At 71.2% G+C, this 25,187-nt stretch carries 16 protein-coding genes, 1 pseudogene and 1 riboswitch; of the genes and pseudogenes, 9 read left to right on the forward strand and 8 right to left on the reverse strand.

Features of this window, described 5'->3' with window-relative positions; all coding sequences use genetic code 11:
• Window positions 1–31 precede the first annotated feature (31 nt).
• Together ACFY4A_RS01940 and ACFY4A_RS01945 are read left to right on the forward strand one after the other, a co-directional pair.
• Window positions 32–1,087 (forward strand): endonuclease/exonuclease/phosphatase family protein, encoded by a 1,056-nt coding sequence (locus ACFY4A_RS01940; RefSeq protein WP_390827453.1) that lies wholly within the window; start codon window positions 32–34, stop codon window positions 1,085–1,087.
• A 109-nt stretch (window positions 1,088–1,196) separates the two neighbouring features.
• On the forward strand, window positions 1,197–2,492 hold the full coding sequence (locus ACFY4A_RS01945) for an MFS transporter (protein WP_390827454.1): 1,296 nt from the start codon (window positions 1,197–1,199) through the stop codon (window positions 2,490–2,492).
• A 503-nt stretch (window positions 2,493–2,995) separates the two neighbouring features.
• Here the strand turns inward: ACFY4A_RS01945 and ACFY4A_RS01950 are convergent.
• From ACFY4A_RS01950 to ACFY4A_RS01965, 4 genes are all read right to left on the reverse strand, one after another.
• Window positions 2,996–4,750 (reverse strand): NAD+ synthase, encoded by a 1,755-nt coding sequence (locus ACFY4A_RS01950; RefSeq protein WP_390827455.1) that lies wholly within the window; start codon window positions 4,748–4,750, stop codon window positions 2,996–2,998.
• Between the two features lie 430 nt (window positions 4,751–5,180).
• A complete protein-coding gene (locus ACFY4A_RS01955) occupies window positions 5,181–7,118 on the reverse strand; it encodes a protease pro-enzyme activation domain-containing protein (RefSeq protein ID WP_390827456.1) in 1,938 nt (645 codons plus the stop codon).
• Between the two features lie 236 nt (window positions 7,119–7,354).
• The gene (locus tag ACFY4A_RS01960) at window positions 7,355–7,987 is read right to left on the reverse strand and encodes a DUF305 domain-containing protein (RefSeq protein WP_390827457.1); all 633 of its coding nucleotides are present in this window, start codon (window positions 7,985–7,987) and stop codon (window positions 7,355–7,357) included.
• Window positions 7,984–8,658 (reverse strand): DUF3105 domain-containing protein, encoded by a 675-nt coding sequence (locus ACFY4A_RS01965; RefSeq protein ID WP_390827458.1) that lies wholly within the window; start codon window positions 8,656–8,658, stop codon window positions 7,984–7,986. Before ACFY4A_RS01965 ends, ACFY4A_RS01960 begins: the two co-directional genes overlap by 4 nt.
• A 152-nt stretch (window positions 8,659–8,810) precedes the next feature.
• Here ACFY4A_RS01965 and ACFY4A_RS01970 point away from each other — a divergent pair, with 152 nt between their 5' ends.
• Window positions 8,811–9,254, forward strand: a complete 444-nt coding sequence (locus tag ACFY4A_RS01970; RefSeq protein ID WP_390827459.1) for an RrF2 family transcriptional regulator — start codon at window positions 8,811–8,813, stop codon at window positions 9,252–9,254.
• 116 nt (window positions 9,255–9,370) lie between these two features.
• On the opposite strand, the gene ACFY4A_RS01975 is transcribed toward ACFY4A_RS01970, so the two are convergent.
• On the reverse strand, window positions 9,371–10,570 hold the full coding sequence (locus ACFY4A_RS01975; RefSeq protein WP_390827460.1) for a globin domain-containing protein: 1,200 nt from the start codon (window positions 10,568–10,570) through the stop codon (window positions 9,371–9,373).
• 330 nt (window positions 10,571–10,900) lie between these two features.
• Between ACFY4A_RS01975 and glnA the strand changes: the two genes are divergently transcribed.
• Window positions 10,901–12,262, forward strand: a complete 1,362-nt coding sequence (gene glnA, locus ACFY4A_RS01980) for a type I glutamate--ammonia ligase (protein WP_390827461.1) — start codon at window positions 10,901–10,903, stop codon at window positions 12,260–12,262.
• Window positions 12,263–12,490: 228 nt separating this feature from the next.
• Here the strand turns inward: glnA and ACFY4A_RS01985 are convergent.
• A pseudogene (locus tag ACFY4A_RS01985) lies at window positions 12,491–13,682 on the reverse strand (NlpC/P60 family protein).
• A gap of 7 nt (window positions 13,683–13,689) precedes the next feature.
• Window positions 13,690–13,873: riboswitch (cyclic di-AMP (ydaO/yuaA leader) on the reverse strand.
• 596 nt (window positions 13,874–14,469) lie between these two features.
• On the opposite strand from ACFY4A_RS01985, the gene ACFY4A_RS01990 reads away from it, so the two are divergent.
• Window positions 14,470–17,466, forward strand: coding sequence for a bifunctional [glutamine synthetase] adenylyltransferase/[glutamine synthetase]-adenylyl-L-tyrosine phosphorylase (locus tag ACFY4A_RS01990; protein WP_390827462.1), 2,997 nt, complete (start codon window positions 14,470–14,472; stop codon window positions 17,464–17,466).
• A gap of 29 nt (window positions 17,467–17,495) precedes the next feature.
• Here the strand turns inward: ACFY4A_RS01990 and ACFY4A_RS01995 are convergent, their stop codons facing one another.
• Together ACFY4A_RS01995 and ACFY4A_RS02000 are read right to left on the reverse strand one after the other, a co-directional pair.
• On the reverse strand, window positions 17,496–18,338 hold the full coding sequence (locus ACFY4A_RS01995) for a phosphatase PAP2 family protein (RefSeq protein ID WP_390827463.1): 843 nt from the start codon (window positions 18,336–18,338) through the stop codon (window positions 17,496–17,498).
• Between the two features lie 76 nt (window positions 18,339–18,414).
• Window positions 18,415–19,449: a LacI family DNA-binding transcriptional regulator gene (locus tag ACFY4A_RS02000; protein WP_390827464.1), complete on the reverse strand. Its 1,035-nt coding sequence runs from the start codon at window positions 19,447–19,449 to the stop codon at window positions 18,415–18,417.
• A gap of 445 nt (window positions 19,450–19,894) precedes the next feature.
• Between ACFY4A_RS02000 and ACFY4A_RS02005 the strand changes: the two genes are divergently transcribed.
• From ACFY4A_RS02005 to ACFY4A_RS02020, 4 genes are all read left to right on the forward strand, one after another.
• Window positions 19,895–21,172, forward strand: coding sequence for an extracellular solute-binding protein (locus ACFY4A_RS02005; RefSeq protein ID WP_390827465.1), 1,278 nt, complete (start codon window positions 19,895–19,897; stop codon window positions 21,170–21,172).
• Window positions 21,173–21,272: 100 nt separating this feature from the next.
• A complete protein-coding gene (locus tag ACFY4A_RS02010) occupies window positions 21,273–22,277 on the forward strand; it encodes a carbohydrate ABC transporter permease (RefSeq protein ID WP_390827467.1) in 1,005 nt (334 codons plus the stop codon).
• Between the two features lie 19 nt (window positions 22,278–22,296).
• Window positions 22,297–23,202 (forward strand): sugar ABC transporter permease, encoded by a 906-nt coding sequence (locus tag ACFY4A_RS02015; protein WP_390827468.1) that lies wholly within the window; start codon window positions 22,297–22,299, stop codon window positions 23,200–23,202.
• 208 nt (window positions 23,203–23,410) lie between these two features.
• The gene (locus ACFY4A_RS02020) at window positions 23,411–25,099 is read left to right on the forward strand and encodes a glycoside hydrolase family 13 protein (protein ID WP_390827469.1); all 1,689 of its coding nucleotides are present in this window, start codon (window positions 23,411–23,413) and stop codon (window positions 25,097–25,099) included.
• Window positions 25,100–25,187: the final 88 nt, after the last annotated feature.

The following is a 25,187-nucleotide window of genomic DNA, read 5'->3' on the forward strand; positions in this document are numbered from 1 at the left end:
CGGTGTGCACGGCAGGCAGTGAGGCGACGGTATGGCGCGACAGGCGTATGTGACCGAGACGGCGGGCGGCTCGGGGCCCGAGCGCCGAGGAGACCGGCTCCGGCGCCTGGCGCACGGCTTCTCGGACGGCCGGCGCGGCGACGCGCGGATCTGGCGCCGGGGCCTCCTGCTCGCCGCGTTCGCGGTCGTCCTCGCCCTGGTGATGCTCATGCACGCGCAGATCCCCAACCGGATCGGCAACGTCGGCAGCCTCACAGAGACCTTCCTGCCGTGGGCGGGCCTGTTCGTACCGGTGCTGCTGGTCCTGGCCCTGGTGCGCAGGTCGGCGACCGCGCTGATCGCCGTGCTGCTGCCCCTGATCGTCTGGTTCAACCAGTTCGGCGGCCTGCTCACCGGCAAGACGGGCAGCGGCGGCGACCTGATGGTCGCCACGCACAACGTCAACGCCGACAACCCCGACCCGTCCGGCACCGCCCGGGAACTGGCCGCGTCCGGGGCCCAGGTGCTCGCCCTGGAGGAGCTGAAGGCGTCCGCGCTCCCCGTCTACGAGCGGACGCTCGCCCCGGCGTACCGGTACCACACGGTGCAGGGCACGGTCGGGCTGTGGAGCAAGTACCCGATCAGCGGCGTCCGCGCCGTCGACATCAAGCTGGGCTGGACGCGTGCCCTGCGCGCCAGCGTGGGGACGCCCGAGGGGCCCGTCGCGGTGTACGTCGCCCACATGCCCTCGGTGCGGGTGAAGCTGAACGCCGGGTTCACCGCCGCGCAGCGCGACGAGAGCGCGGACGCGCTGGGCGAGGCGATCGCCGATGAGCAACTGCCCAGGGTGGTCCTGCTCGGCGACCTGAACGGCACCATGAACGACCGCTCGCTCAACGCCGTCACCTCCCAGATGCGTTCCACCCAGGGCGCGGCGGGCAGCGGTTTCGGGTTCAGCTGGCCGGCGTCGTTCCCGATGGCGCGGATCGACCAGATCATGGTCAGGGGAGTGGAGCCGGTGAGCTCCTGGACCCTGCCGCGCACGGGCAGCGACCATCTGCCGGTGGCCGCGCGTGTGAACGTCACCACATCGGCAACCGGGTCTTAACCTGCTGGAATACTGGGCCTGAGAGGCTTTGTTCCGTCTCTGAACATACGCGGATCAACGCGGTACGGAACTCGTGCCCCGCACGCTTCAAAGCTCTGAAAGGCCCTTCATGCCCCTGGCTGTGCTCGCCCTCGCCGTGGGCGCCTTCGGCATCGGTACGACCGAGTTCGTCATGATGGGGCTGCTCCCCGACGTCGCGGACGACCTGCACGTCTCGATCCCGGCCGCCGGACACCTGGTCTCGGCGTACGCGCTGGGCGTGGTCATCGGCGCTCCACTGCTGGCCGCCGTCACCGCGCGGCTGCCCCGCCGGCACGTCCTCGTCGGCCTCATGGCACTGTTCGTCGTCGGCAACGCGCTGTCCGCCCTGGCCCCCGGCTACCACTGGCTGCTGGCCGCCCGCTTCCTCAGCGGACTGCCGCACGGCGCCTTCTTCGGCGTGGGCGCCGTGGTCGCGGCGACCATGGTGCCGCCGGAGCGCAAGGCCCGCTCGGTGTCCCTGATGATGCTCGGCCTGACCCTGGCGAACGTCGTCGGTGTCCCGGTCGCCACGCTCATGGGCCAGCACCTCGGCTGGCGGGTGACCTTCCTCGCGGTCAGCGCGATCGGGGTCGCCGCGATAGCGTCCCTCGTCCTGCTGGTCCCGCACGACCGCGGCCACGCCCCCGCGGCCGGCCTGCGCCGCGAACTGGCCGCCCTGCGCTCGCTCCCGGTCTGGCTGGCCCTGCTGACGACCGTGGCGGGCTTCGGCGCGCTGTTCTCGGCGTACAGCTACATCACGCCGATGCTCACCGGCTCCGCCGGGTACGCCGAGGCCGGAGTGACGCTGCTGCTGGCCCTGTTCGGGGTGGGCGCGACCGCCGGCAACCTGCTGGGCGGGCGCCTGGCCGACCACTCGACACGGGGCACGCTGTTCGGCGGGCTCACCGCGCTGGCGGTCGTGCTGGCGCTGTTCCCGCTGCTGATGCGGACCGAGTGGAGCGCGGCCCTCGCGGTGGCCCTGCTGGGCACGGCGGCCTTCGTCACGGGTTCGCCGCTTCAACTCATGGTCATGGAGAAGGCGTCCACGGCCCCGTCCCTGGCCTCCGCGGCCAACCAGGCCGCGTTCAACCTGGCCAACGCGGGCGGCGCCTGGATCGGCGGGCTGGCGCTCGCCGCGGGCCTCGGCGTGACCTCGCCGGCGCTCGCGGGGGCCGCCCTGGCGGTGCTGGGCCTCGCGGTGGCCGGTGTGGCCTACCGGGTGGACCTGGGGCGGGCCGGTGCCGTGCGGGGGCGGGAGCGTGTGGTCGCCTCGCACGTGCCGGCCGCGGCCCGTCCGGGGGTCCCTGCCCGCTCGACGAGCACGGGGCAACTCCGGGACGAGGCCGTGCGGGCCGAGGGCGGGGCGGGCGGTCCGGGGGCCTAGGCCCGTCGTCACATTCCCCTCTGCCCCGCGACGCCTGGCACGCTCCCCTCGAGCTCTTCGAGCAGGGGAACCCCTACTCGCCGCACCGGGCGAAAGCCCAAGTACGTCCAGTACGAGGACTTCCGCCTGGCACGCTCCCCCCCCGAGCTCTTTGAGCAGGGGGGACCTCCAGAGCACGCACCAGACGTCGCGGGGCCGCCCTTGGGGCGACGACGGGAATGTGACGACCGGCCCTGGGGTCTTTCGTTTGGATCGGGCCCGGATCAGGGAGCGGGGTCCGGTACTGGGGGCACCTCCCACGCCCTTCAGGCAGTGGGGGGTGGATCGCAAGGCGGAGGAGGGCGGCAGGGCGGGGCCTGCCGACCGACGGCAACGCGGCTGGGGGCCCTGCCCGGAGAGCTTGGGGGAGTGGTGCCAGGGTCCGCGAGCCCGGCGTGATCCAAACGAAAGACCTAGCCCCCCGGGGGGACCCGGACACCCTTACTTGCGTACGGGAACGGCGCCTACGCCGACTCCCGCCAGCGGTTGGTGATCGGCAGGCGCCGGTCCTTCCCGAAGCCCTTCGCGGAGATCTTCGTGCCCGGCGGGTACTGGCGCCGCTTGTACTCCGCCGTGTCGACCATGCGGAGCGTCTTCGCGACCAGCTCGCGGTCGTATCCGGCCGCGACGATCAGGTCGGCGCCCTTGTCCTGGTCGACGTAGAGCTCGAGGATCGCGTCCAGCACCGGGTAGTCCGGGAGCGAGTCGGTGTCGACCTGGCCGGGGCGCAGCTCCGCACTCGGCGGCTTGGTGATGGAGCTCTCCGGGATCGGCGGGGTCTCGCCCCGCTCGGCCGCGGCCCGGTTGCGCCACTCGGCCAGCCGGAAGACCGACGTCTTGTACACGTCCTTGATCGGGCCGTACGCGCCCACCGAGTCTCCGTACAACGTCGAGTAGCCCACCGCCAGCTCCGACTTGTTGCCCGGCGCCAGCACGATGTGGCCCTCCTGGTTGGAGACCGCCATCAGCAGCGTGCCGCGCAGCCGGGACTGGAGGTTCTCCTCCGCCAGGCCCGTCAGGCCCAGGGAGCCCATGTACGCGTCGAACATGGGAGCGATCGGGACGGTGCGGAAGTTCAGGCCGGTGCGCCGTGCCAGCTCCGCGGCGTCGTCCTTGGAGTGCTCGGAGGAGTACTTGGACGGCATGGAGACGCCGTACACGTTCTCCGCGCCCACCGCGTCGCAGGCGATCGCCGCGACCAGCGCGGAGTCGATGCCGCCGGACAGGCCGATCAGCACGGAGCGGAAGCCGTTCTTGCGCACGTACGCGCGCAGGCCCACGACCAGTGCCGTGTAGATCTCCTCGTCGTCGTCCATGCGCTCGGCGTACTCGCCGGTCGGCTCCGGCTCGTAGGCCGGCAGCGGCTCCTCGGACAGCACCGTCCGGTCGATGCGCAGACCGTCGTCGACCACGCCCGTCGGGGCGTTCGCCGAGGCGGCCGGCAGGTCCAGGTCCAGCACCATGAGGTCCTCGGCGAACTGCGGCGCCCGCGCGACCACCTCGCCGTCCGGGGCGACCACGATCGAGTCGCCGTCGAAGACCAGCTCGTCCTGGCCGCCGGTCATGGCGAGGTAGGCGAGGGTGCAGCCCGCCTCCTGGGCCCGCTTGCGGACCAGGTCGAGGCGGGTGTCGTCCTTCAGGCGCTCGTACGGCGAGGCGTTGATCGAGACCAGCAGCCCCGCGCCCGCGCTGCGCGCGGCCGGCACCCGGCCGCCGTCCTGCCACAGGTCCTCGCAGATGGCGAGCGCGACGTCGACGCCGTGGACGCGCAGGACCGGCATGGTGTCGCCGGGGACGAAGTAGCGGAACTCGTCGAAGACGCCGTAGTTCGGCAGGTGGTGCTTGGCGAAGCTCAGCACCACCTCGCCGCGGTGCAGCACCGCCGCCGCGTTCTGCGGCGCGCCGGCCGGCATGCCGTACTTCGGCTGGGCGGTCTCACCGCGGTCGAGGTAGCCGACGAGCACCGGCAGCTCCCCGAGGTCCTCCGCGGCGAGCCGGGCGGCGAGGTCGCGCAGCGCGGCGCGGGACGCCTCCACGAAGGACGACCTGAGGGCCAGGTCCTCGACGGGGTACCCGGTCAACGCCATTTCCGGGAACACCGCGAGATGCGCTCCGCACCCGGCGGACTCCCGAGCCCGGCGGACGATCGCCTCGGAGTTCCCGGCGAGGTCTCCGACGCGCGAGTCGATCTGGTTCAGGGCGAGACGTAGTTGAGGCACGCGCCCAGTGTAATCGTCAAAGCGACGCGATAGCCGGGCCCGCACATGTGTCCCACCCCACGTCCGGACCCCACCTACGTTCCCCCTGGGCGCCGCGCTGACCTTGACGCCGCGCGCCGGGCTCGGCCTCACCCGTCGCCCCGGGCCACCCCGCGCTGACCTGCGCCGGCGCGCCCGTCCGGGGGCCCCGCGTCGGCCCGTGCGGCCTGGGCCGCTCTGTGCCGGCCTTGGCCGGGCCCTGTCGGCCCAGGGCCGTCTTTGCGCGCCTGCCCCGCGCGGTGGGGCTTCCGCAGGTTTTGCACGCGCGCGCGTGTACTGTCGCTGCGCGCGGCACGCGGAAGAGGTGGTCCGGCTGGGCGCCGGTGGATGGCCGTACACGCGCGTGCCCGCCCCTCGGGAAGAGGAGCGGGCACACGGTGCCGGGCCGGTGTCAGCGGCGCGGGTAGGACTCGACGTAGCCGGGTGCGGGGGAGCCGACGCCGGTGACGGTGTCGTAGCCCTCGACCGCCTTGAGCGAGCTGTCCTTGCCGAGGCTGCGCACGGAGACGCTCAGGCCGTCCGCGGCGTCGACGCCGTTGACGTAGTCGACCCGCGCGACCGCGAGGTCCTTGCCGGTCGGCTGGTCCACCACGTCGTGGTACACCGCCGAGCCGTACTTGGCGTAGATCGCCGGGTTGGCGAAGCCGATCGCCTTGCCGCCGCGGGCCTCCTGGGCGAGGGCCTGGACGGCCGCCATGACGGGCGCGGCCAGTGAAGTGCCGCCGATGCGGTACTCGCTGTACTGCTGCGACCCGTCCGGGAAGGTCTGCGTCTGGCCCACCAGGAAGCCGGTGTTCGGGTCGGCGACCGCCGCGACGTCCGGGACGACGCGGTTGCCGGCGGCGTTGTTGGCCGTGGCCAGTGCCTTCGGCACGACGCCCTTCTGGTACGACGGCTGCGGCACGGTCCGGCTGGTGCCGCCGCCCGCGCCCGAGGTGAACGCGCCCGGGAAGTCCACCCAGCTCTTGCCGTCAGCGGACAGCGTGGCCTTCTCGGTGCCCCAGCCGGTTTCCCAGAGGTAGTTGTCGTTCTTGCCGACGGCCAGCGAGGTGCCGCCGACCGCGGTCACCCAGGCGGAGTTGGCCGGGGTGTCGACCTGCTTCGTCCCGGTGTCGGCGACCTCGTCGCCGTCGTCGCCGGAGGAGAAGTAGAAGCCGATGCCCTCGACCGCTCCGAACTGGAAGACCTGGTCGTAGGCGGCAGCGACGTCCGGCGTCTCGTTGGCCTCGATGTCGCCCCAGGAGTTGGAGACGATGTCGGCGAGGTGGTTGTCGACGATCTTGCTCAGCGAGTCGAGCAGGTCGTCGTCGTAGCAGGAGGCGGCGCCCACGTAGACCACGTCCGCGTCCGGCGCGACCGCGTGCACGGCCTCGACGTCGAGGGTCTCCTCGCCGTACCAGCCGGCCGCCCCGCACTCCTTGGTCTTGCTGTACTTGCCGGGCAGCACCTGCCGCAGCTGGCCCGTCTTCCAGGCCGCGTCACCGTTCTTCTCCGCGTAGGTGGCCGCGTCGAAGGCGATGGTCGGCGAGGCGTAGGCGTCGGTGATGGCGACGCGGACGCCCTTGCCGGTGTGCTTGCCGGCACCGTAGGCGGCGCGCAGCTGCTTGCCCGTGTAGCCCTGGACGGCGTACGGGACCTTCTGGCCGTACGCGGACGGCAGGGTGCTCGCGATGTTGGAGCCGTAGTACGTCGAGAACGGCCCGGCGTTCTTGAACACGTCGTCCGGTGGCGGCAGCTGGTCCTTGTGCTTCGCCTTGTGCGGCGCGTTGTCCAGGCCGGTGACGGTCAGGACGGCGCCGTTCAGGGAGGCCGGCACCGAGGCCGTCCGCGCCGGGGCGCGGTAGGTCCTCGAGCCCTTGGCGAAGTTGTGCATCTGGGCGCCGAACGCCTTCTCGGCGGCGGCGACGTCACCGGAGACGGCGACGTAGTGCGGGGTCACGGAGGTGACCTTCAGCCCCGACGACGCCAGCCACGACTTCACGGCGGCCACCTGGGCCTTCGTCGCGCCGAAACGCGCCTGCGCCTCCTGGGCGCTCAGGTACTTGCCGTACGAGGCCGAGGACGGGTCGGACACCGCCGTGGCGTACTGGGCGAGGCCCGCGGCGTCCCGTCCGGCCAGGTAGACCCGGGCGTGGACCTGGGCGCTGTCCGAGGTGGCGCCCTTGTCCGCCGTGGCCGTCGCCCAGACGGGCTTGGTGCCCGTGAGCGCGCTGCGGCCCGGGTTGTCCGCGGCGTGCGCGGGTATGCCGAGCGCGAGTGCGCCGGCGAGCAGCGGCAGGGTCGCCGCCATGCTCGCTCCGGCGCGCGCTGTGGCACGGTTGGATCTCATAGGAACCCCCTGCGATGCGTTCGCATGTGACGCAATGAGTGGTCGGTCCTCGCGTAATCCGCGGAGAGCCCGCGGCGGTTCGGGCCCGAATGGATCACGCGAACGGCGCCACTCTTCCCGATGAACCGTTCATGTCAGGGGAATGCGGAGGCCAAGAGAAACCCAAGGAACCTGTCAGGCAGGGAGAATTACGGCTTTCGCCCGCGGTCCGAGAAGGGGGAAAAGGGGCGTCCGGGTCACGAACGGGGCGCCGCGCCACGCTCCTTGAGCATGTCGGCCATCAACCGCGTCTCCGATCGCTGCGATTCGACCATGCCCCGCGCGAGCCTCTTCTCCACGCCGACCGTGCAGCGGGCGACGCAGCCCTCGGCCATGTGGACGCCGCCGTTGTGATGGTCCGTCATCAGCTGGAGGTAGAACACCTCGGCCCGCCTGCCGCTGAGTTCGCCGAGCTTGCGCATCTCGGCGTTGGTCGCCATGCCGGGCATCAGCGCGCCGTCCTCGCCGGCGGGCATGTCACCCATGCCCATCCACGTCATCGGCGGGTCCGCCGACACCTTCGGCAGCTCCCACAGGTCGAGCCAGCCCAGCAGCATGCCCCGCTGGTTGGCCTGCGTCTGCGCGATGTCGTAGGCGAGGCGGCGCACTCCGGTGTCCGTGGTGCGGTCGCGCACGACGAACGACATCTCGACGGCCTGCTGGTGATGGACCGCCATGTCCCGGGCGAAGCCGGCGTCCGCGGAGTCGGCGGCGGGCGCCGTCGCGGCGGAGCGCGCCCCGCCGCTGTCCTCGGCCACCGCGTGCGTGATCGCGCCCGTCGCGACCAGCGCGGCCGCCGCGGCTCCGGCGATCAGCCCGACGTGCCTCACCGGTCCAGTCCGCCCGTGCAGGTGGCACCCGGCTCGGGCGTCTGCGGGCCCTGGACGAACTCGGCGAGGAACTTGTCCACTTGCGGGTCGTTCACGCCGGTCACCGTGCGCTGGTGCGCCCAGGCGGACAGCATGAGGGGGTCCTTCTGGTCCTCGACCGGGCTCATCAGCGTGTACGGGGTCTTCCTCACCTTCGCCGCGAGCGCGGCCACGTCCGCCTTGGACGCCTTGCTGTTGTACGTCACCCACACGGCGCCGTGCTCGAGCGCGTGCACGGCGCTTTCGTTCTTCACCGGTTCGGTGTACACGTCGCCGTTGCAGTTCTGCCAGACCGGGTTGTGGTCGCCGCCGACCGGGGGCTCCATCGGATAGGTCACCGGGGCGGTGGTGTGGTCGCGGTCCAGCGTGCCCTTCCAGGTCCGTACGCCGTCCGCGCGGGTGACGAAATGCCCTCCGTCACCGCCCTTCTCGTCGCTCGCCGCAGCCGGCGCGGCGTCCGAGGACCCCGAGTGCAGGAGCACCACGCCGCCGGTGACCAGTCCGGCCACGACGACCACGCTCGCGGCCACCGTGAGCCACCGCGTGCGCCGCTCCCGGGCGCGCTGCGCCCGGCGCATCTCCTCTGTACGGGCTTTGTGCTGTTCGGTACCGGTCCGGTGCGGGGAGTCCATGGCGGAGTCCTTCGTGGGGGAAGGGGCGGGCGGGTGTGGCGGGCGGGGGCTTTGCGTACCCAAGGGCTCGCTGATCGTAGTGGGACGAAAGCGTCGGCAGGGAGACCGCCGATAAGTTGAACGGCGGATGCGCATTATCTACCCTGGCCCGCATGCGGCTGCTGCGTTCCACCGACATGGCGCTGCGCGTCCTGATGAGGCTCGCGGTCGCCGGCGAGTCCAGCCCCACGACCCGGGAGGTCGCGGGCGACATGGGCGTGCCGTACACGCATACCGCGAAGGTGGTCGCCGAGCTCCAGCACCGCGGTCTGCTCGAGGCCCGCCGCGGCCGCGGCGGCGGACTGACGCTCACCGAGGCGGGCCGCAACGCCTCGGTCGGCGCCCTCGTACGCGCCCTGGAGGGCGAGGGCGACGTGGCCGACTGCGACGGCGGCACTCCCTGTCCGCTCAGAGCCGACTGCCGCCTGCGCGGCGCCCTGCGCCGGGCCCAGGAGGCCTTCTACGCCGCGCTCGACCCCCTCACGGTCGCCGACATGGTCGCGGCCCCGACGGGACCGCTGCTGCTGGGGCTGCCCAGCGTGCGGTCGGCGACCTGAGCGGAGGGACTCGCACGGTCTGACCCGGCCAGACCCGAAGGACGAGCACACCGAAGGCCGGCCGAGGCGGTTTCACACCGTCTCGGCCGGCCTTCGGAGCACACCGGCCGGATCGGTCAGGCGGCCGGCTGGGCCAGCCACAGGTCCGGGCCGAAGACCTCGTAGTGGATGTCGGCCGGGGACACACCCTTGCCGATCAGCTGCTCGCGCACCGCCCGCATGAAGGGCAGCGGGCCGCACAGGTACGCGCGCGTACCGGCCGGGACGTCGATGTCGCCGAGGTCGACCAGTCCGGGTCGCCCGGCACCTGCCGCGTCCTCGTCGTACTGCTCGTAGAAGAAGACCGGCCGCGCGTCCGCCAGCTTGGCCGCGTAGGCCTCGTGCTCGGAGCGGAGCGCGTGCGCGGTGGGGGAGCGGTCGGCGTGGACCACGGTCACCGGAGCGCTGTGACCGGTGAGGGCGAGCTGCTCCAGCATGGCGATCATCGGGGTGACGCCGATGCCCGCGGAGGCGAGCACCAGCGGCGCCTCGGTCTCCTCCAGGACGAGGTCGCCGTACGGGGCGGACAGCTGGAGGACGTCGCCCTCGCGCACGTGGGCGTGCAGGTGGTTCGAGACCTCCCCGTCGGGCGTCGTGGCGTCGCCGGCCACCCGCTTGACGGCGAACTGCCGCACCGGCGAACCGGGGGCCGCGGTCAGGCTGTACTGGCGTATCTGGCGGGCCCCGTCCGGGAGCTCGACGCCGACCGAGACGTACTGGCCGGCGCGGTACCCGGGCACCGGGGCGTCGTCGACGGGGCGCAGCTTGAAGGTGGCCACGTCCGCGGTCTCCTCGATCCGCTCGACGACCTCCCACTCGCGCCAGCCGCGCTGCTCGCTCTGCTCGTACAGACGCTTCTCGATGGCGATGAGCGCGTTGGCCATCAGCCAGTAGACCTCGGTCCAGGCGGTGGCGACCTCCGGGGTCACCGCCTCGCCGAGCACCTCGGCGATGGCCGCGAACAGGTGCTCGTGGACGACCGGGTACTGCTCCGGAACCACCCCCAGGGACGCGTGCTTGTGGGCGATGCGCTGGAGCATCAGGTCGGGCCGCTGGTCCGGGTTGTCCACGAGGTACGTGGCGAAGGCGGCGATGGAGCCGGCCAGAGCCTGCTTCTGCGTGCCGGCGGCCTGGTTGCCGCGGTTGAACAGGTCGCGCAGCAGCTCGGGGTGGGCGTCGAACAGTCTGGCGTAGAAGCGCTCGGTGATCTGGCCGATGGCCGCGCCGACGGCGGGGAGGGTGGCGCGGACGGTGGCCGCTGACTGCTCGGACAGCATGGTGACTCCTCGATGACTCGATCGAATGGGCTCGATCGCTCGACCGATCGAAACGATATTGAAACTTGCATTTGAGATGCAAATTTAAGGGGGGTGGTCTCGGTCACGTGGGTGAGGGTTCGGCCATTACGGATGACGGTGCGAGCGGGCAAGATGGGCGGCAGAGCGGTAAACCTCCCGTACTCGGGGCGATCGCCCCCGCACGACGGCCGGGCGACCGGGCGCCGCAACACGGGTGAAACGCGGCCGTGGTGGGATGCTCAGGTGCCCGACGGTCTCCCGTGACAGCGAACACAGGTGGCCTGACCAGCAAGGATGGGGAAGCGGAAGATGGACAAGCAGCAGGAGTTCGTGCTCCGGACGTTGGAGGAGCGCGACATCCGGTTCGTACGCCTGTGGTTCACGGACGTGCTCGGCTTCCTCAAGTCCGTGGCCGTCGCGCCCGCCGAGCTGGAACAGGCCTTCGACGAGGGCATCGGCTTCGACGGCTCCGCCATCGAGGGCTTCGCCCGGGTCTACGAGTCCGACATGATCGCCAAGCCCGACCCGTCCACCTTCCAGATCCTGCCCTGGCGTGCCGAGGCCCCCGGTACGGCCCGTATGTTCTGCGACATCCTCATGCCGGACGGCTCCCCGTCCTTCGCCGACCCCCGCTACGTCCTCAAGCGCGCCCTGGCCCGCACCTCGGACCTCGGCTTCACCTTCTACACCCACCCCGAGATCGAGTTCTTCCTGCTCAAGAACCGTCCGCTGGACGGCTCCCGCCCCACGCCCGCGGACAACTCCGGCTACTTCGACCACACTCCGCAGGCCATCGGCATGGACTTCCGCCGTCAGGCGATCACCATGCTGGAGTCGATGGGCATCTCGGTGGAGTTCTCCCACCACGAGGGCGCCCCGGGCCAGCAGGAGATCGACCTGCGCTACGCCGACGCCCTGTCCACCGCGGACAACATCATGACGTTCCGCCTGGTCATGAAGCAGGTCGCGCTCGAGCAGGGCCTCCAGGCCACCTTCATGCCCAAGCCCTTCTCGGAGTTCCCCGGCTCCGGCATGCACTCGCACCTGTCGCTCTTCGAAGGTGACCGGAACGCGTTCTACGAGTCCGGCGCCGAGTACCAGCTCTCCAAGGTCGGCCGCTCCTTCATCGCGGGCCTCCTCCGCCACGCCGCCGAGATCTCCGCAGTCACCAACCAGTGGGTGAACTCCTACAAGCGCATCTGGGGCGGCTCGGAGCGCACCGCGGGCGCCGGCGGCGAGGCCCCCTCGTACATCTGCTGGGGCCACAACAACCGCTCGGCCCTGGTCCGCGTCCCGATGTACAAGCCCGGCAAGACCGGCTCCGCCCGTGTGGAGGTCCGCTCCCTCGACTCCGGCGCGAACCCCTATCTGGCCTACGCCGTCCTCCTGGCCGCCGGCCTCAAGGGCATCGAGGAGGGCTACGAGCTGCCGCCGGGCGCCGAGGACGACGTCTGGGCCCTCTCCAACGCCGAACGCCGCGCGATGGGCATCGAACCGCTCCCGCAGAACCTCGGCGAGGCCCTGACCCTGATGGAGAACAGCGACCTGGTCGCCCACACCCTCGGCGAACACGTCTTCGACTTCTTCCTCCGCAACAAGCGCGCCGAGTGGCACGAGTACCGCTCGGAGGTCACGGCCTTCGAACTGAAGAAGCACTTGCCGGTGCTGTAGGCGCAGGTCAGAGCTGGTTTCCCGCCGATTCAGCGGATGGGGCCGACGATCGCCGACCGTCGGCAGAGCCAGTTCGGCCTGGTCGGGCTGCTCACCATGACCGATATCCGTCGTCGCGACGACCAACGTCTTCCTCGCGGTGCCTGAGCGGCGCCGTCCCATGAAAGGGCCGCACTCCCGTGCGGCCCTTTCATGTCCGGTGCCGGTGCCGGGTGTCCGGCACGCGCGTTACGCGGGGCGGACGACGCTGTGGATCGGCATGTAGTAGATCGACTCCTCGCGGACGTTCGTGCCCGAGCGCGGCGCGTGGATCATCATGCCGTCGCCGATGTAGATCCCGACGTGGCTGATGTCGTTGTAGAAGAAGACCAGGTCGCCGGGCTCGGCCTCGGAGACGGGGACGGTCGTGCCGACCTCCACCTGGTCCCAGGTGGTGCGCGGCAGCGAGATCCCGGCGGACTTCCAGGCGGCCTGCGTGAGCCCGGAGCAGTCGTACGAATCGGGGCCGGACGCCCCCCCACACATACGGCTTGCCCATCTGGGCCCTCGCGAAGTCGATGACCTTGGCGGCCTTGGCGGCATAGCCGGTGCTCGATCCGGCGCCCGTGCTCGTGCCGACTTCCGTGCTCGTGCCGGCTCCGCTGCTCGCCTCCGCGCCGGAACTCTGAGCCGCCTGTTCCTGCTTGCGCTTCTGCGCCGCCTCCTCCGCCGCCTGCCGGCGGGCCAGTTCCGCAGCCTTCTGCCGGGCGACCTCCTGCTTCTTCTTCTCGATCGCCGCCAGCCGCGCCTTCTCCTCGGCGGTCAGCGTCGACAGCAGACGGCGCGCCTCGCTGAGCTTCCTCTGGACGTCGAGCTTGCTGGTCCTCAGATCGTTCTGCGAGGTAGTCAGCGACTCCAGGATCTTCGTCGCCTCGGCGCGCTTCTTCGTCGTCGCGAGCTGCGCGGTCTGGTAGTCGTCGACGGCCTTCTTCTGCCGCTCGGTGAGCTGGCTCAGCAGATGGTCCTGGTCGAAGTACTGCTGGGGGTCCTTCGCGAGCAGCAGCGTCGCGGTGCCGGAGACCCCGCCCGTGCGGTACTGGGCGGCGGCGAACAGGCCGAGCTCGCGCCGCGCCTCGTTCAGCTTCGCGGTGCGCTTCGCCACGTCGTCGAGGAGGCCGTTCACGCGCTTGCGCTGCGTGGCGGTCCTCTCCTTCGCCGCGTTGTACTTCTCGGTGGCCACTCCGGCCTGGTGGTAGAGGTCATCGACCCTCTTCTGCACCTCTTCGAGACTGGGCTCGTGGGGCTGCGCGGGCGCGGCGTTCGCCGTCTGGGACAGCAGTGCCACGGAGGTGAGGGCCGCGGTCGTCAGACCGAGGGCCGGGGACGTGCGAAGTCCGGCGATCCGGGTGGCCGTGGTCCGGGCTTTGCGGTGCGACGCCAAGGTCGGCGACTCCTTCCATGGACCGCCTACCGGGTTAGCTGTCGGGTTCGGGCGAGTGGTTCGGAAGGGCTGCCCTACCGTCCCGTTCGCGCCGTGGGGGACGCGTGAACGGGACCGATTCACCCCAGGGGATGAGTTGGGTCCCCGGCTCCGGCTGCCGTGAAGCGCACCGGACTCGGCGCAGGCCACCCGTCCCGGCGTCGTTCGCCGGTGGGGGTACGGGGTGCCCGCCGGGCACGCTAGCCAACGCCTGTGACTGCTGTGAAGGTTGGTGCGTGATATGTCCGCTACATTTTCGTGACTTTCACCAGGCGTATACGGAGGACCGCACTCCGCTGTTTTCGGTGCCGGGCCCCGGAAGCACGCGGACACCCTCCCCGGGAGGGCGCTCCCGACCTGTGCGTCTTCCTCCGCAACAAGCGCGCCGAGTGGCACGCGTACCGCTCGGAGGCCCGGTCCTGGCCCCGCCCACGCCCGAGATCCTCGATGCCGCGCTCTCCGTGCGGGCCCGGTACGCGTCGCTCGGCCTTGACCTCGTGGATGCGGTGAACGCGGCCCTCGCCGCCGAGTACGACACGGACGCCGTCCTCACCAGGGACCTGCGGGACTTCCGGACCGTACTGTCCGGTGGGCGGCAAGTATCCCTGCTTCCGGGTCCTTCCGGACGATCTCCGACCGGGCCGCTGCGCCCACGCGCGGTCGCGGGAGGCGGGCCGCCGTCAGGGCTCCGGCCCGGGAGTCCGGATAGGCTCTGGCCAGGACGGGCTGGATCCGACGGGAGGCCGGGATGACGGCGCCGGGGCGCAGGAGCAGTACCTTCACGCGGCTGCTGCGGCACGGCTTCATCCATGCCTCGGACGCCGAGCGGCTGCTGGACGGTCCGGACCTCGCGCCGCTCAGGGACGATCCGGTGCTGCTGGAGGCGCTGGGCGCCACCGCCGACCCGGACCTCGCACTGGGCGGGCTGGTCCGGCTGCTGGAGGCGCAGCCGGAGTCCAAGGCCCGCCGTGAGCTGCTCGACACGCTGATAGCGGCCAAGCCGCTGCGCGACCGGCTGCTCGGCGTGCTCGGCGCCTCCGCCGCGCTCGGCGACCACCTCGCCCGGCACGCCGGCGACTGGCGGGCGCTGGTCACCTACGAGCCGAGCGACCTGCACCCGGGGGTGGAGGAGTTCGAGCACGGGCTCGCCGAGGCCGCCGACCCGGTCGCGCTGCGCGTCGCCTACCGGCGCTGCCTGCTGTCCATCGCCGCCCGCGACGTGTGCGGCACCACCGATGTCGCCGAGACGGCCGCCGAGCTCGCCGACCTCGCCACCGCCACCCTGCGCGCCGCGCTCCGGCTCGCGCGGGCCGCCGCGCCCGAGGACGACGCGCTGTGCCGGCTCGCGGTGATCGCGATGGGCAAGTGCGGCGGCCACGAACTCAACTACGTCTCCGACGTCGACGTGATCTTCGTCGGTGAGGCCGCGGACGGCGCCGACGAGGTCAAGGCCCTGCGCGCCGCGACCCGGCTCGCCTCGCACATGATGCGGATCTGCTCCGAGACGACCGTGGAGGGCTCGATCTGGCCGGTCGACGCCAACCTGCGGCCCGAGGGCCGCAACGGACCGCTGGTGCGCACCCTCAGCAGCCATGTCGCCTACTACCAGCGCTGGGCCAAGACCTGGGAGTTCCAGGCGCTGCTCAAGGCCCGCCCGGTGGCCGGCGACCTGGAACTGGGCGGGCAGTACATCGCCGCGCTCGACCCGCTGGTCTGGCAGGCCGCCGAGCGCGAGAACTTCGTCGCCGACGTGCAGAAGATGCGCCGCCGCGTGGTCGAGACCATCCCCGTGGCCGAGGTCGAGCGCGAGCTGAAGCTAGGGCCGGGCGGCCTCAGGGACGTCGAATTCGCCGTGCAGCTGCTTCAGTTGGTGCACGGCCGGACCGACCCGTCGCTGCGCAGCGGCTCCACCCTGGACGCGTTGCAGGCGCTGGCCGCCGGCGGGTACGTCGGCCGCGTGGACGCCGTACAGCTCGACGACGCCTACCGGTTCCTGCGCTCCCTTGAGCACCGCATCCAGCTGTTCCGGCTGCGGCGCACCCACCTCGTCCCCGAGGACGAGGCCGATCTGCGCCGGCTCGGACGGTCGCTCGGCCTGCGCAGCGACCCGATCACCGAGCTCACCCGCGAGTGGAAACGGCACACCAGCGTCGTACGCCGGCTGCACGAGAAGCTGTTCTACCGGCCGTTGCTCGACGCCGTCGCGCAACTCGCGCCCGGCGAGGCACGGTTGAGTCCGGAGGCCGCGCGGGAGCGGCTGGTCGCACTCGGGTACGCCGACCCGGCCGCGGCGCTGCGGCATCTGGAGGCGCTGGCCTCCGGCGTCACCAGGAAGGCGGCCATCCAGCGGACCCTCCTGCCCGTGCTGCTGGGATGGTTCGCGGACTCCGCCGATCCGGACGCCGGGCTGCTGAACTTCCGCAAGGTGTCGGACGCGCTCGGCAAGACCCCCTGGTATCTGCGACTGCTGCGGGACGAGGGGGCCGCCGCCGAGAACCTCGCCCGGGTGCTGTCGGCCGGGCGGCTCGCCCCCGACCTGCTGATGCGCGCACCCGAGGCCGTGGCACTGCTGGGGAACGGCGACGCGGGCGGCCTCGAACCGCGCGGGCGCGCCCAGCTGGAGCAGGAGGTCCTCGCCGCCGTCCGCCGCGCCGAGTCCGCCGAGCAGGGCGTCACGGCGGCACGCGGCGTACGGCGGCGGGAGCTGTTCCGCACCGCCGCCGCCGACATCGTCGGCTCCTACGGCACCGAGACCCGGCCCGCCGAGGCCGACCAGGGCGCGCTCGTGGACCAGGTGGGCGGCGCCGTGTCCGACCTGACGGCGGCGACGCTGGCCGGCACCCTGCGGGCCGTCGTGCGCAGGGAATGGGGGGACACCCTGCCGACCCGGTTCGCGATCATCGGCATGGGGCGGTTCGGAGGGCACGAGCTGGGCTACGGCTCGGACGCGGACGTGCTGTTCGTGCACGAGCCGTGGGACGGCGCCGACGAGCAGGAGGCCGCCGAGGCCGCCGCCCGGGTGGTCGCCGAGATGCGGCGGCTGCTCCAGATCCCGAGCGCGGATCCGCCGCTGCTGGTCGACGCGGATCTGCGGCCCGAGGGGAAGTCGGGGCCGCTGGTGCGGACGCTCAAGTCGTACGAGGCGTACTACCGGCGATGGTCGCTGGTGTGGGAGTCGCAGGCGCTGCTGCGGGCCGAACCGGTGGCCGGGGACGCGGACCTGGGGCGGCGGTTCGTCGAGCTGATCGACCCGTTGCGGTATCCGCGCGGCGGGCTGCGCGAGGACGCGGTGCGGGAGATCCGGCGGCTGAAGGCCCGGATGGAGTCCGAACGGCTGCCGCGCGGCGCCGATCCCAAGCTGCACACCAAACTGGGGCCGGGCGGGCTGTCCGACGTGGAGTGGACCGTGCAGCTGCTGCAGATGCGGCACGCGGCGGCGGAGGCGTCGCTGCGGACCACGCGGACGCGTGAGGCGCTGGCGGCGGCGCGGGAGGCGGGACTGGTGTCCCCGGAGGACGCCTCGACGCTCGACGAGGCGTGGGTGCTGGCCACGCGGGTGCGCAACGCGGTGATGCTGGTGCGGGGACGGGCCGGGGACACGTTCCCCACCGAGCCGCGGGAGCTGGCCGCGGTGGGGCGGTACCTGGGGTACGGGCCGGGGCACGCGGGCGACATGCTCGACGCGTACCGGCGGACGGCACGCCGGGCCCGGGCGGTCATGGAGGAGCTGTTCTACGGCTCGTGACACGGCGGCCTGGTGGCACCACCAGGGCTCTATGCCTCCGTCGGCCGCAGAGCCGGCGTCAGCCGCGGCAGGGCGTGCGGCAGCGACCCGTACCAGAAGCGGGCCACCGTGAAGCCGAACGAGAGGCACAGGACGCCGCCGACCGCGTCGAGCCAGAAGTGGTTGGCGGTGGCGACGATGACGACAAGGGTGGCCACGGGGTAGAGCAGGCCGAGGACGCGCAGCCACGGGACCGCGCACAGGGCGAAGGCGGTCAGGCCGCACCACAGGGACCAGCCGATGTGCATGGACGGCATCGCGGCGTACTGGTTGGACATGTTCTTGAGGTCGCCGGAGGCCATGGATCCCCAGGTGTGGTGGACCTGGACCGTGTCGACGAAGTGGCCGCCGGTCATCAGGCGCGGGGGCGCCAGCGGGTACAGGTAGTAGCCGAGCAGGGCAACGCCCGTCGTCACGAAGAGGGTGAGCCGGGCGGCCGCGTAACGGCCGGGGTGCGTGCGGTAGAGCCACACCAGGACGCCGATGGTGACCACGAAGTGCAGCGTCGCGTAATAGTAGTTCATGCCGATGATCAGCCAAGTCACCGAGTTGGCGGCATGGTTGATCGAGTGTTCGACGGCGATGCCGAACTGGTGCTCGGCGCTCCAGATCCAGTCCGCGTTGCGCAGCGCCTGGGTCTTCTGCTCCGGGACCGCGTTGCGGATCAGCGAGTACGTCCAGTAACTCACCGCGATCAGCAGGATCTCGAACCACAGCCGCGGTCGGCGGGGGGCACGCAGCCGCTCCAGGACGGTGGGGGGCTGCTCGTCCGTGACGAGGGGTGGAACGGCCTCTTCCCGGCCATTCAGTCGTGTCACGGTCGAGTCACCCATAGGCACAGAGTCTGCCAGAAAAGCGTTCGTCCACCGATCATCCCCCGGTCGGGTTCCGTTCGCATGTTCTCCGGCCTCAGGGACGATGGCGGTCCCCGGGGGCCGAAGCGGTCGAACCGCGCACCACCAGCTCCGGCATGAACACAAACTCGCTGTGCGGCGCGGGGGTCCCGCCGATCTCCTCGAGCAGCGTGCGCACCGCCGCCTGACCCATCGCCGGCACCGGCTTGCGGATGGTCGTCAGCGGTGGGTCGGTGAAGGCGATCAGGGGGGAGTCGTCGAAGCCCACCACGGAGACGTCCCGGGGGACCTCCAGGCCGCGCCGGCGGGCCGCCCGGATCGCGCCGAGCGCCATCATGTCGCTGGCGCAGACGATCGCCGTGCAGTCGCGTTCGATGAGCGCGGTGGCCGCGGCCTGGCCTCCCTCCAGGGTGTAGAGGGAGTGCTGGATCAGCTCGGACTCGACGACCTCCGCTGTCAGGCCCAGCTGGTCCTGCATGGCGCGGACGAAGCCCTCGATCTTGCGCTGGACCGGGACGAAACGCTTCGGGCCGAGGGCCAGGCCGATGCGGGTGTGCCCCAGGGAGGCGAGGTGCGTGACCGCCAGCGTCATCGCGGCCCGGTCGTCGGGCGAGATGAACGGCGCCTGCACCTTGGGGGAGAAGCCGTCCACGAGGACGTAGGGCACGCCCTGGGCGCGCAGGCGCTCGTAGCGCCCCATGTCGGCGGTGGTGTCCGCGTGCAGACCGGAGACGTAGATGATCCCGGCGACCCCGCGGTCCACCAGCATCTCGGTCAGCTCGTCCTCCGTGGATCCGCCGGGGGTCTGGGTGGCGAGCACCGGGGTGTAGCCCTGCCGGGTCAGCGCCTGGCCGATGACCTGCGCCAGCGCGGGGAAGATCGGGTTCTCCAGCTCCGGGGTGATCAGCCCCACCAGGCCCTCGCTGCGCTGCCGCAGCCGTACCGGGCGCTCGTAGCCGAGGACGTCGAGGGCGGCCAGCACGGACTGGCGCGTGGTGGCGGCGACGCCCGGCTTTCCGTTGAGGACGCGGCTGACGGTCGCTTCGCTCACCCCCGCCTGGGCAGCGATGTCGGCAAGCCGTGTGGTCACATGACCGGACTGTACCGGTCGGCCCCCGCCCTGCACACCGACGGGGCGCCTGGTGCGAGCCGTCGAACGACCCGCTGCGGGCTGCTGCGTCATCACGATCCCTCGTGTTCGGTCGGCGTCCGGTCGACGTCCGGGTTTCGGCGTCCGGTCCGCAACGGGATGATTCCTCCCTCGCCACGGTCTGGCAAGGGCTTGCAGAGTCTTGCACAAGTGTCCGACGGGCTGCCCACCCGCGTGAAATCAGGGCGACAGGGCCTGACTCGACAGGTCACGAAGGGGTAACTCGCCCGTTGTCTTGCACTTTTTTTCTGCAAGGTCTTTCGCGGTGCTTGCAACGCTGTTACGTTCTCGGTCGCCCGGCGGCGGCAACGGCGCGGTCGGCAAGTCGGCAGGGCGGCGGACGGGGCCGTTCCCTGTTCACGGGCTTAACCCTCAAGGAGAACTCATGCGGCGTGGCATAGCGGCCACCGCGCTGGTGGCGTCCCTCGCCCTCGCGGCGACGGCGTGCGGCGGGAGCGACAGCGACAACGGCGGCAAGGCCGACGGCCCGGTGACCATCACCTGGTGGGACACCTCCAACGCCACCAACGAGGCACCGACGTACCAGGCTCTGGTCAAGCAGTTCGAAGCGGCCAACAAGGACATCAAGGTCAAGTACGTCAACGTCCAGTTCGACCAGGCGCAGAACAAGTTCGACACGGCCGCCGGCTCCAAGGGCGCCCCGGACGTGCTGCGCTCCGAGGTCGGCTGGACCCCGGCCTTCGCCAAGAAGGGCTACTTCGTGCCGCTGGACGGCACCGAGGCCCTCGCCGACCAGGACAAGTTCCAGCCCAGCCTGATCAAGCAGGCCCAGTACGAGGGCAAGACCTACGGCGTCCCGCTGGTCACCGACACCCTGGCCCTGGTCTACAACAAGGACCTGTTCAAGAAGGCCGGCATCACCGAGGCCCCCAAGACCTGGGACGAGCTGAAGTCCGCCGCCGCCGAGATCAAGGACAAGGCCGGCGTCGACGGCTACTGGGGCTCCACCCAGGCCTACTACGCCCAGAACTTCCTCTACGGCGAGGGCACCGACACCGTCGACGCCGACGCCAAGAAGATCACCGTGAACTCGGCGCCCGCCAAGAAGGCCTACGGCACCTGGCTCGGCCTGTTCGACGGCAAGGGCCTGCACAAGGCGGACACCACCGCCGAGGCCTACCAGCACATCCAGGACGCGTTCGTCAACGGCAAGGTCGCCGCGATCATCCAGGGCCCCTGGGAGATCACGAACTTCTACAAGGGCTCCGCGTTCACGGACAAGTCCAACCTGGGCATCGCCACCGTCCCGGCCGGCTCCTCCGGCAGGGCGGGCGCCCCGACCGGCGGCCACAACCTCTCGGTCTACGCCGGCTCGGACAAGGCCCACCAGGACGCGGCCCTGAAGTTCGTGAAGTGGATGACCTCGGCGAAGACCCAGGAGGCCATCGCCCTGAAGAACTCCACGCTGCCCACCCGCGACGACGCCTACACCGCGGAGGTCAAGGCCGACCCCGGCATCGCCGGCTACCAGGGCGTCCTGTCCGCCGCCCAGCCGCGCCCGGCGCTGCCCGAGTACAGCTCCCTGTGGGGCCCGCTCGAAGCCGAGCTGGCCAAGGTCGCCGCCGGCAAGGAGTCCCTGGACAAGGGCCTGAGCAACGCCGAGCTCGCGATCAGCAAGCTGGTCCCCGACTTCAGCAAGTGAGCCCGCGTGGCCGTCGGAGTCCTCCCGCGACGGGGAGGACTCCGACGGCCACCGGCCTGCGCCCGGCCCAACTCCCTGATCTTGCAAAAGGTGTCGAACCATGACAGTCGCCATCGACCGCGCGACCGGCAGGCGCCGCGGTGACCGCGCGCCTCGGCCCGGGCTGGGGCAGCGCCTGAAGAACGGATTCCACAAGTACTGGTACGCCTACGCGATGATCGCACCGGTGGTCGTCGTGCTCGGCGGCATCGTGGGCTACCCCCTGGTCCGGGGCTTCTACCTGACCCTCACCGACGCCAACAGCCTGAACTCGGCGCGCACCATCGGCGTCAACCACATCGAGGCCACCTACAAGTTCATCGGGCTGGACAACTACCAGGACATCCTGTTCGGCCCGACCTCGTACGACCGGTTCTGGTCGCACTTCCTGTGGACCGTCTTCTGGACGGCCGCCTGCGTGTTCCTGCACTACAGCATCGGCCTCGGCCTCGCGCTCATGCTCAACCAGAAGCTGCGCGGCCGCACCTTCTACCGGCTGCTGCTGGTCCTGCCCTGGGCCGTGCCGGCCTTCGTCACGGTCTTCTCCTGGCGGATCATGCTCGCCGACTCCGGTGTGCTCAACCAGATGCTCGGCAGCCTGCACCTGCCCCAGCCGCAGTGGCTGGAGGACACCTTCTGGCAGCGGTTCGCCGCGATCATGGTCAACACCTGGTGCGGGGTGCCGTTCATGATGCTCTCGCTGCTCGGCGGCCTGCAGTCCATCGACTCCACGCTCTACGAGGCCGCGGAGATGGACGGCGCGAACGCCTGGCAGCGGTTCCGGCACGTCACCCTGCCGGGCCTGCGCTCGGTCAGCTCCACCGTGGTGCTGCTCGGCGTGATCTGGACCTTCAACCAGTTCGCCATCATCTTCCTGCTGTTCGGCCCCACCAGCGCGCCCGACGCCCAAATCCTGGTCACCTGGGCCTACTACCTGGGCTTCGGACAGCAGCCGCGCGACTTCGCCCAGTCCGCCGCGTACGGCGTACTGCTGCTGTCGATCCTCACCGTCTTCACCTCCTTCTACTTCCGCTGGCTGAAGCGCAATGACCAGCTCGCCGTCTGACGCCGCAGGAGCCGTTTTCATGAGCACCACGACCCTCGAAAAGACACCGGCCGGGCCGGCCTCAGCCCCGACGCGCCCGAGCCGGACCCGCCGCAGGGGCGAGCGCGGCCCGCTCGGCGGCGCCCTGCTGCACGGCGGCCTCACCGTGGCGAGCCTCATCGCGCTGGCCCCGGTGGCCTGGCTGTTCTTCCTGTCCCTCGGCCCGGACAAGGACGACTACCTGCACCCCGGCGAGATCGTCGGCAAGCTGACCTTCTCCAACTACGCCTTCGTGCTCCAGCACACGGCCTTCTTCGACTGGTTCCGGTCCACGATGATCGTGGCCCTCGGCACCACCCTGATCGGCGTCTTCGTCGCCGCCACCACCGGCTACGCGGTCTCGCGCATGCGGTTCCCCGGCTACAGGCAGCTGATGTGGGTGCTGCTGCTCACCCAGGCCTTCCCGATCGCCATCCTGATCGTGCCGATGTACGAGATCTTCAGCCAGCTCGGTCTCATCGACACCTACTGGGCCCTGATCGTGATCAACTGCACCACGGCCGTGCCCTACAGCGCCTGGCTGCTCAAGGGATACTTCGACACCATCCCCTTCGAGATCGACGAAGCGGGACGCGTGGACGGGCTCAGCCCCTTCGGCACCTTCCTGCGGCTGATCCTGCCGCTGGCCCGCCCGGGACTGGCCGTCGCGGCCTTCTACAACTTCATCACCGCCGTCGGCGAGGTCGCGTTCGCGACCACCTTCATGCTGGACGACTCCAGGTACACCTTCGCGGTCGGTCTGCAGAGCTTCGTCAGCGAGCACGACGCCCAGTGGAACTACATGGCCGCCACCGCGGTGTTGATCGCCGTTCCGGTGTCGGTCTTCTTCTACCTTGTCCAGAAAAACCTCGTCACCGGCCTCACCGCGGGCGGCACCAAGGGCTGACCCCACCCATGTTCAACGGCTCCCGCGCCTGCCCGCGCGGGTGGCGGCCGCGGTGCCCTCCCCAAGCTCTTCGAGGGGGGACCCCAGACCCCACTGTCACCGCGGCCGCCTCGTCACCCGGACGCCGTCTCCCGCATCCATGACAAGCAATCGCCCCCGAGCTCTCGCCTTCGCCCGAGCAGGGGGAACCCGACGCACCAAGGACGCCATGAGCAAGCAGCACTTCCCGGCCGAATCCCCCCTCTCCGAAGCGGCTGCCACCACCGTCGCCCCGCGCCGCGACTGGTGGCGGGACGCGGTGATCTACCAGGTCTATCCGCGCAGCTTCGCCGACAGCGACGGCGACGGCATGGGCGACCTGGAGGGCGTACGCTCCCGCCTGCCGTACCTGCGCGACCTCGGTGTGGACGCCGTCTGGCTCAGCCCGTTCTACGCCTCCCCGCAGGCCGACGCCGGCTACGACGTCGCCGACTACCGGGCCGTCGACCCCATGTTCGGCAACCTGCTGGACGCCGACGCGCTGATCCGCGACGCGCATGCGCTGGGCCTGAGGATCATCGTCGACATCGTGCCCAACCACTCCTCCGACCAGCACGAATGGTTCAGGCGCGCGCTCGCGGAGGGACCCGGCTCCCCGCTGCGCGACCGCTACCACTTCCGCCCCGGCAAGGGCACGGACGGCGAGCTCCCTCCCAACGACTGGGAGTCCATCTTCGGCGGCCCCGCCTGGACCAGGGTCACCGAGCCGGACGGCACCCCGGGCGAGTGGTATCTGCACCTGTTCGCGCCCGAGCAGCCCGACTTCAACTGGGACCACCCGGCCGTCGGCGACGAGTTCCGCTCGATCCTGCGGTTCTGGCTCGACATGGGCGTCGACGGCTTCCGCATCGACGTGGCCCACGGCCTGGTCAAGGCCGAGGGTCTGCCCGACCTCGGCACCCACGACCAGCTGAAGCTGCTGGGCAACGATGTCATGCCGTTCTTCGACCAGGACGGCGTGCACGCCATCTACCGCCAGTGGCGGCACATCCTCGACGAATACTCGGGCGAGCGGATCTTCGTCGCGGAGGCGTGGACCCCGACCGTCGAGCGCACCGCGAACTACGTACGCCCCGACGAACTGCACCAGGCGTTCAACTTCCAGTACCTGAGCACCGAGTGGGACGCCGACGAGCTCCGCGTGGTCATCGACCGCACCCTTCAGGCCATGCGCCCGGTGGGTGCCCCGGCCACCTGGGTGCTGTCCAACCACGATGTCACCCGGCACGCCACCCGCTTCGCCAACCCGCCCGGCCTCGGCACCCAGATCCGCAGCGCCGGCGACCGCGAGCTGGGCCTGCGCCGGGCGCGCGCGGCCACGCTCCTGATGCTGGCGCTGCCCGGTTCGGCCTACGTGTACCAGGGCGAGGAACTGGGCCTGCCGGACGTCGTGGACCTGCCGGACGAGGTGCGCCAGGACCCGGCGTACTTCCGGGGCGAGGGCCAGGACGGGTTCCGCGACGGATGCCGGGTGCCGATCCCGTGGACCCGCGAGGGCTCCTCCTACGGGTTCGGCGGCGGTGGCAGCTGGCTTCCGCAGCCCGCGCACTGGGGCCGGCTGAGCGTGGCGGCCCAGCAGGGCGTGCCGGGCTCCACCCTGGAGCTGTACCGTTCGGCCCTCGCCGCCCGCCGCGCCCACCCCGACCTGGGCGCCGGCGACGGGGTGGAGTGGCTGCGCGCGCCCGAGGGCGTCGTCGCCTTCCGCCGCGGCGAGTTCGTCTGCGTGGCGAACACGACCGGCGAGTCGGTGACCACTCCGGCGTACGGCCGTGTGCTGCTCACGAGCGGTGAGGTGACGGAGGCGGACGGCGAGGCGAAGGTCCCGTCCGACACGACGGTGTGGTGGACCACGGCCTGACCCGACAGGTCACAGTTCCACATCAACTCCCCACGGCCCGCTGCCCGTTGAGGCAGCGGGCCTTCTGTCATCCGGGGTCATCGACTTG

Source organism: Streptomyces sp. NPDC001292 (assembly GCF_042896465.1).
GTDB lineage: Bacteria > Actinomycetota > Actinomycetes > Streptomycetales > Streptomycetaceae > Streptomyces.

What these genes read in the sequence shown, in the direction of transcription:
- ACFY4A_RS01940 (WP_390827453.1), top strand. Translation starts at nt 32, where the DNA reads ATGGCGCGACAGGCGTATGTGACCGAGACGGCGGGCGGCTCGGGGCCC.
- ACFY4A_RS01945 (WP_390827454.1), top strand. Translation starts at nt 1,197, where the DNA reads ATGCCCCTGGCTGTGCTCGCCCTCGCCGTGGGCGCCTTCGGCATCGGT.
- ACFY4A_RS01955 (WP_390827456.1), bottom strand. Translation starts at nt 7,118, where the DNA reads ATGAGATCCAACCGTGCCACAGCGCGCGCCGGAGCGAGCATGGCGGCG.
- ACFY4A_RS01965 (WP_390827458.1), bottom strand. Translation starts at nt 8,658, where the DNA reads ATGGACTCCCCGCACCGGACCGGTACCGAACAGCACAAAGCCCGTACA.
- ACFY4A_RS01970 (WP_390827459.1), top strand. Translation starts at nt 8,811, where the DNA reads ATGCGGCTGCTGCGTTCCACCGACATGGCGCTGCGCGTCCTGATGAGG.
- ACFY4A_RS01975 (WP_390827460.1), bottom strand. Translation starts at nt 10,570, where the DNA reads ATGCTGTCCGAGCAGTCAGCGGCCACCGTCCGCGCCACCCTCCCCGCC.
- glnA (WP_390827461.1), top strand. Translation starts at nt 10,901, where the DNA reads ATGGACAAGCAGCAGGAGTTCGTGCTCCGGACGTTGGAGGAGCGCGAC.
- ACFY4A_RS01990 (WP_390827462.1), top strand. Translation starts at nt 14,470, where the DNA reads ATGACGGCGCCGGGGCGCAGGAGCAGTACCTTCACGCGGCTGCTGCGG.
- ACFY4A_RS01995 (WP_390827463.1), bottom strand. Translation starts at nt 18,338, where the DNA reads ATGGGTGACTCGACCGTGACACGACTGAATGGCCGGGAAGAGGCCGTT.
- ACFY4A_RS02005 (WP_390827465.1), top strand. Translation starts at nt 19,895, where the DNA reads ATGCGGCGTGGCATAGCGGCCACCGCGCTGGTGGCGTCCCTCGCCCTC.
- ACFY4A_RS02010 (WP_390827467.1), top strand. Translation starts at nt 21,273, where the DNA reads ATGACAGTCGCCATCGACCGCGCGACCGGCAGGCGCCGCGGTGACCGC.
- ACFY4A_RS02015 (WP_390827468.1), top strand. Translation starts at nt 22,297, where the DNA reads ATGAGCACCACGACCCTCGAAAAGACACCGGCCGGGCCGGCCTCAGCC.
- ACFY4A_RS02020 (WP_390827469.1), top strand. Translation starts at nt 23,411, where the DNA reads ATGAGCAAGCAGCACTTCCCGGCCGAATCCCCCCTCTCCGAAGCGGCT.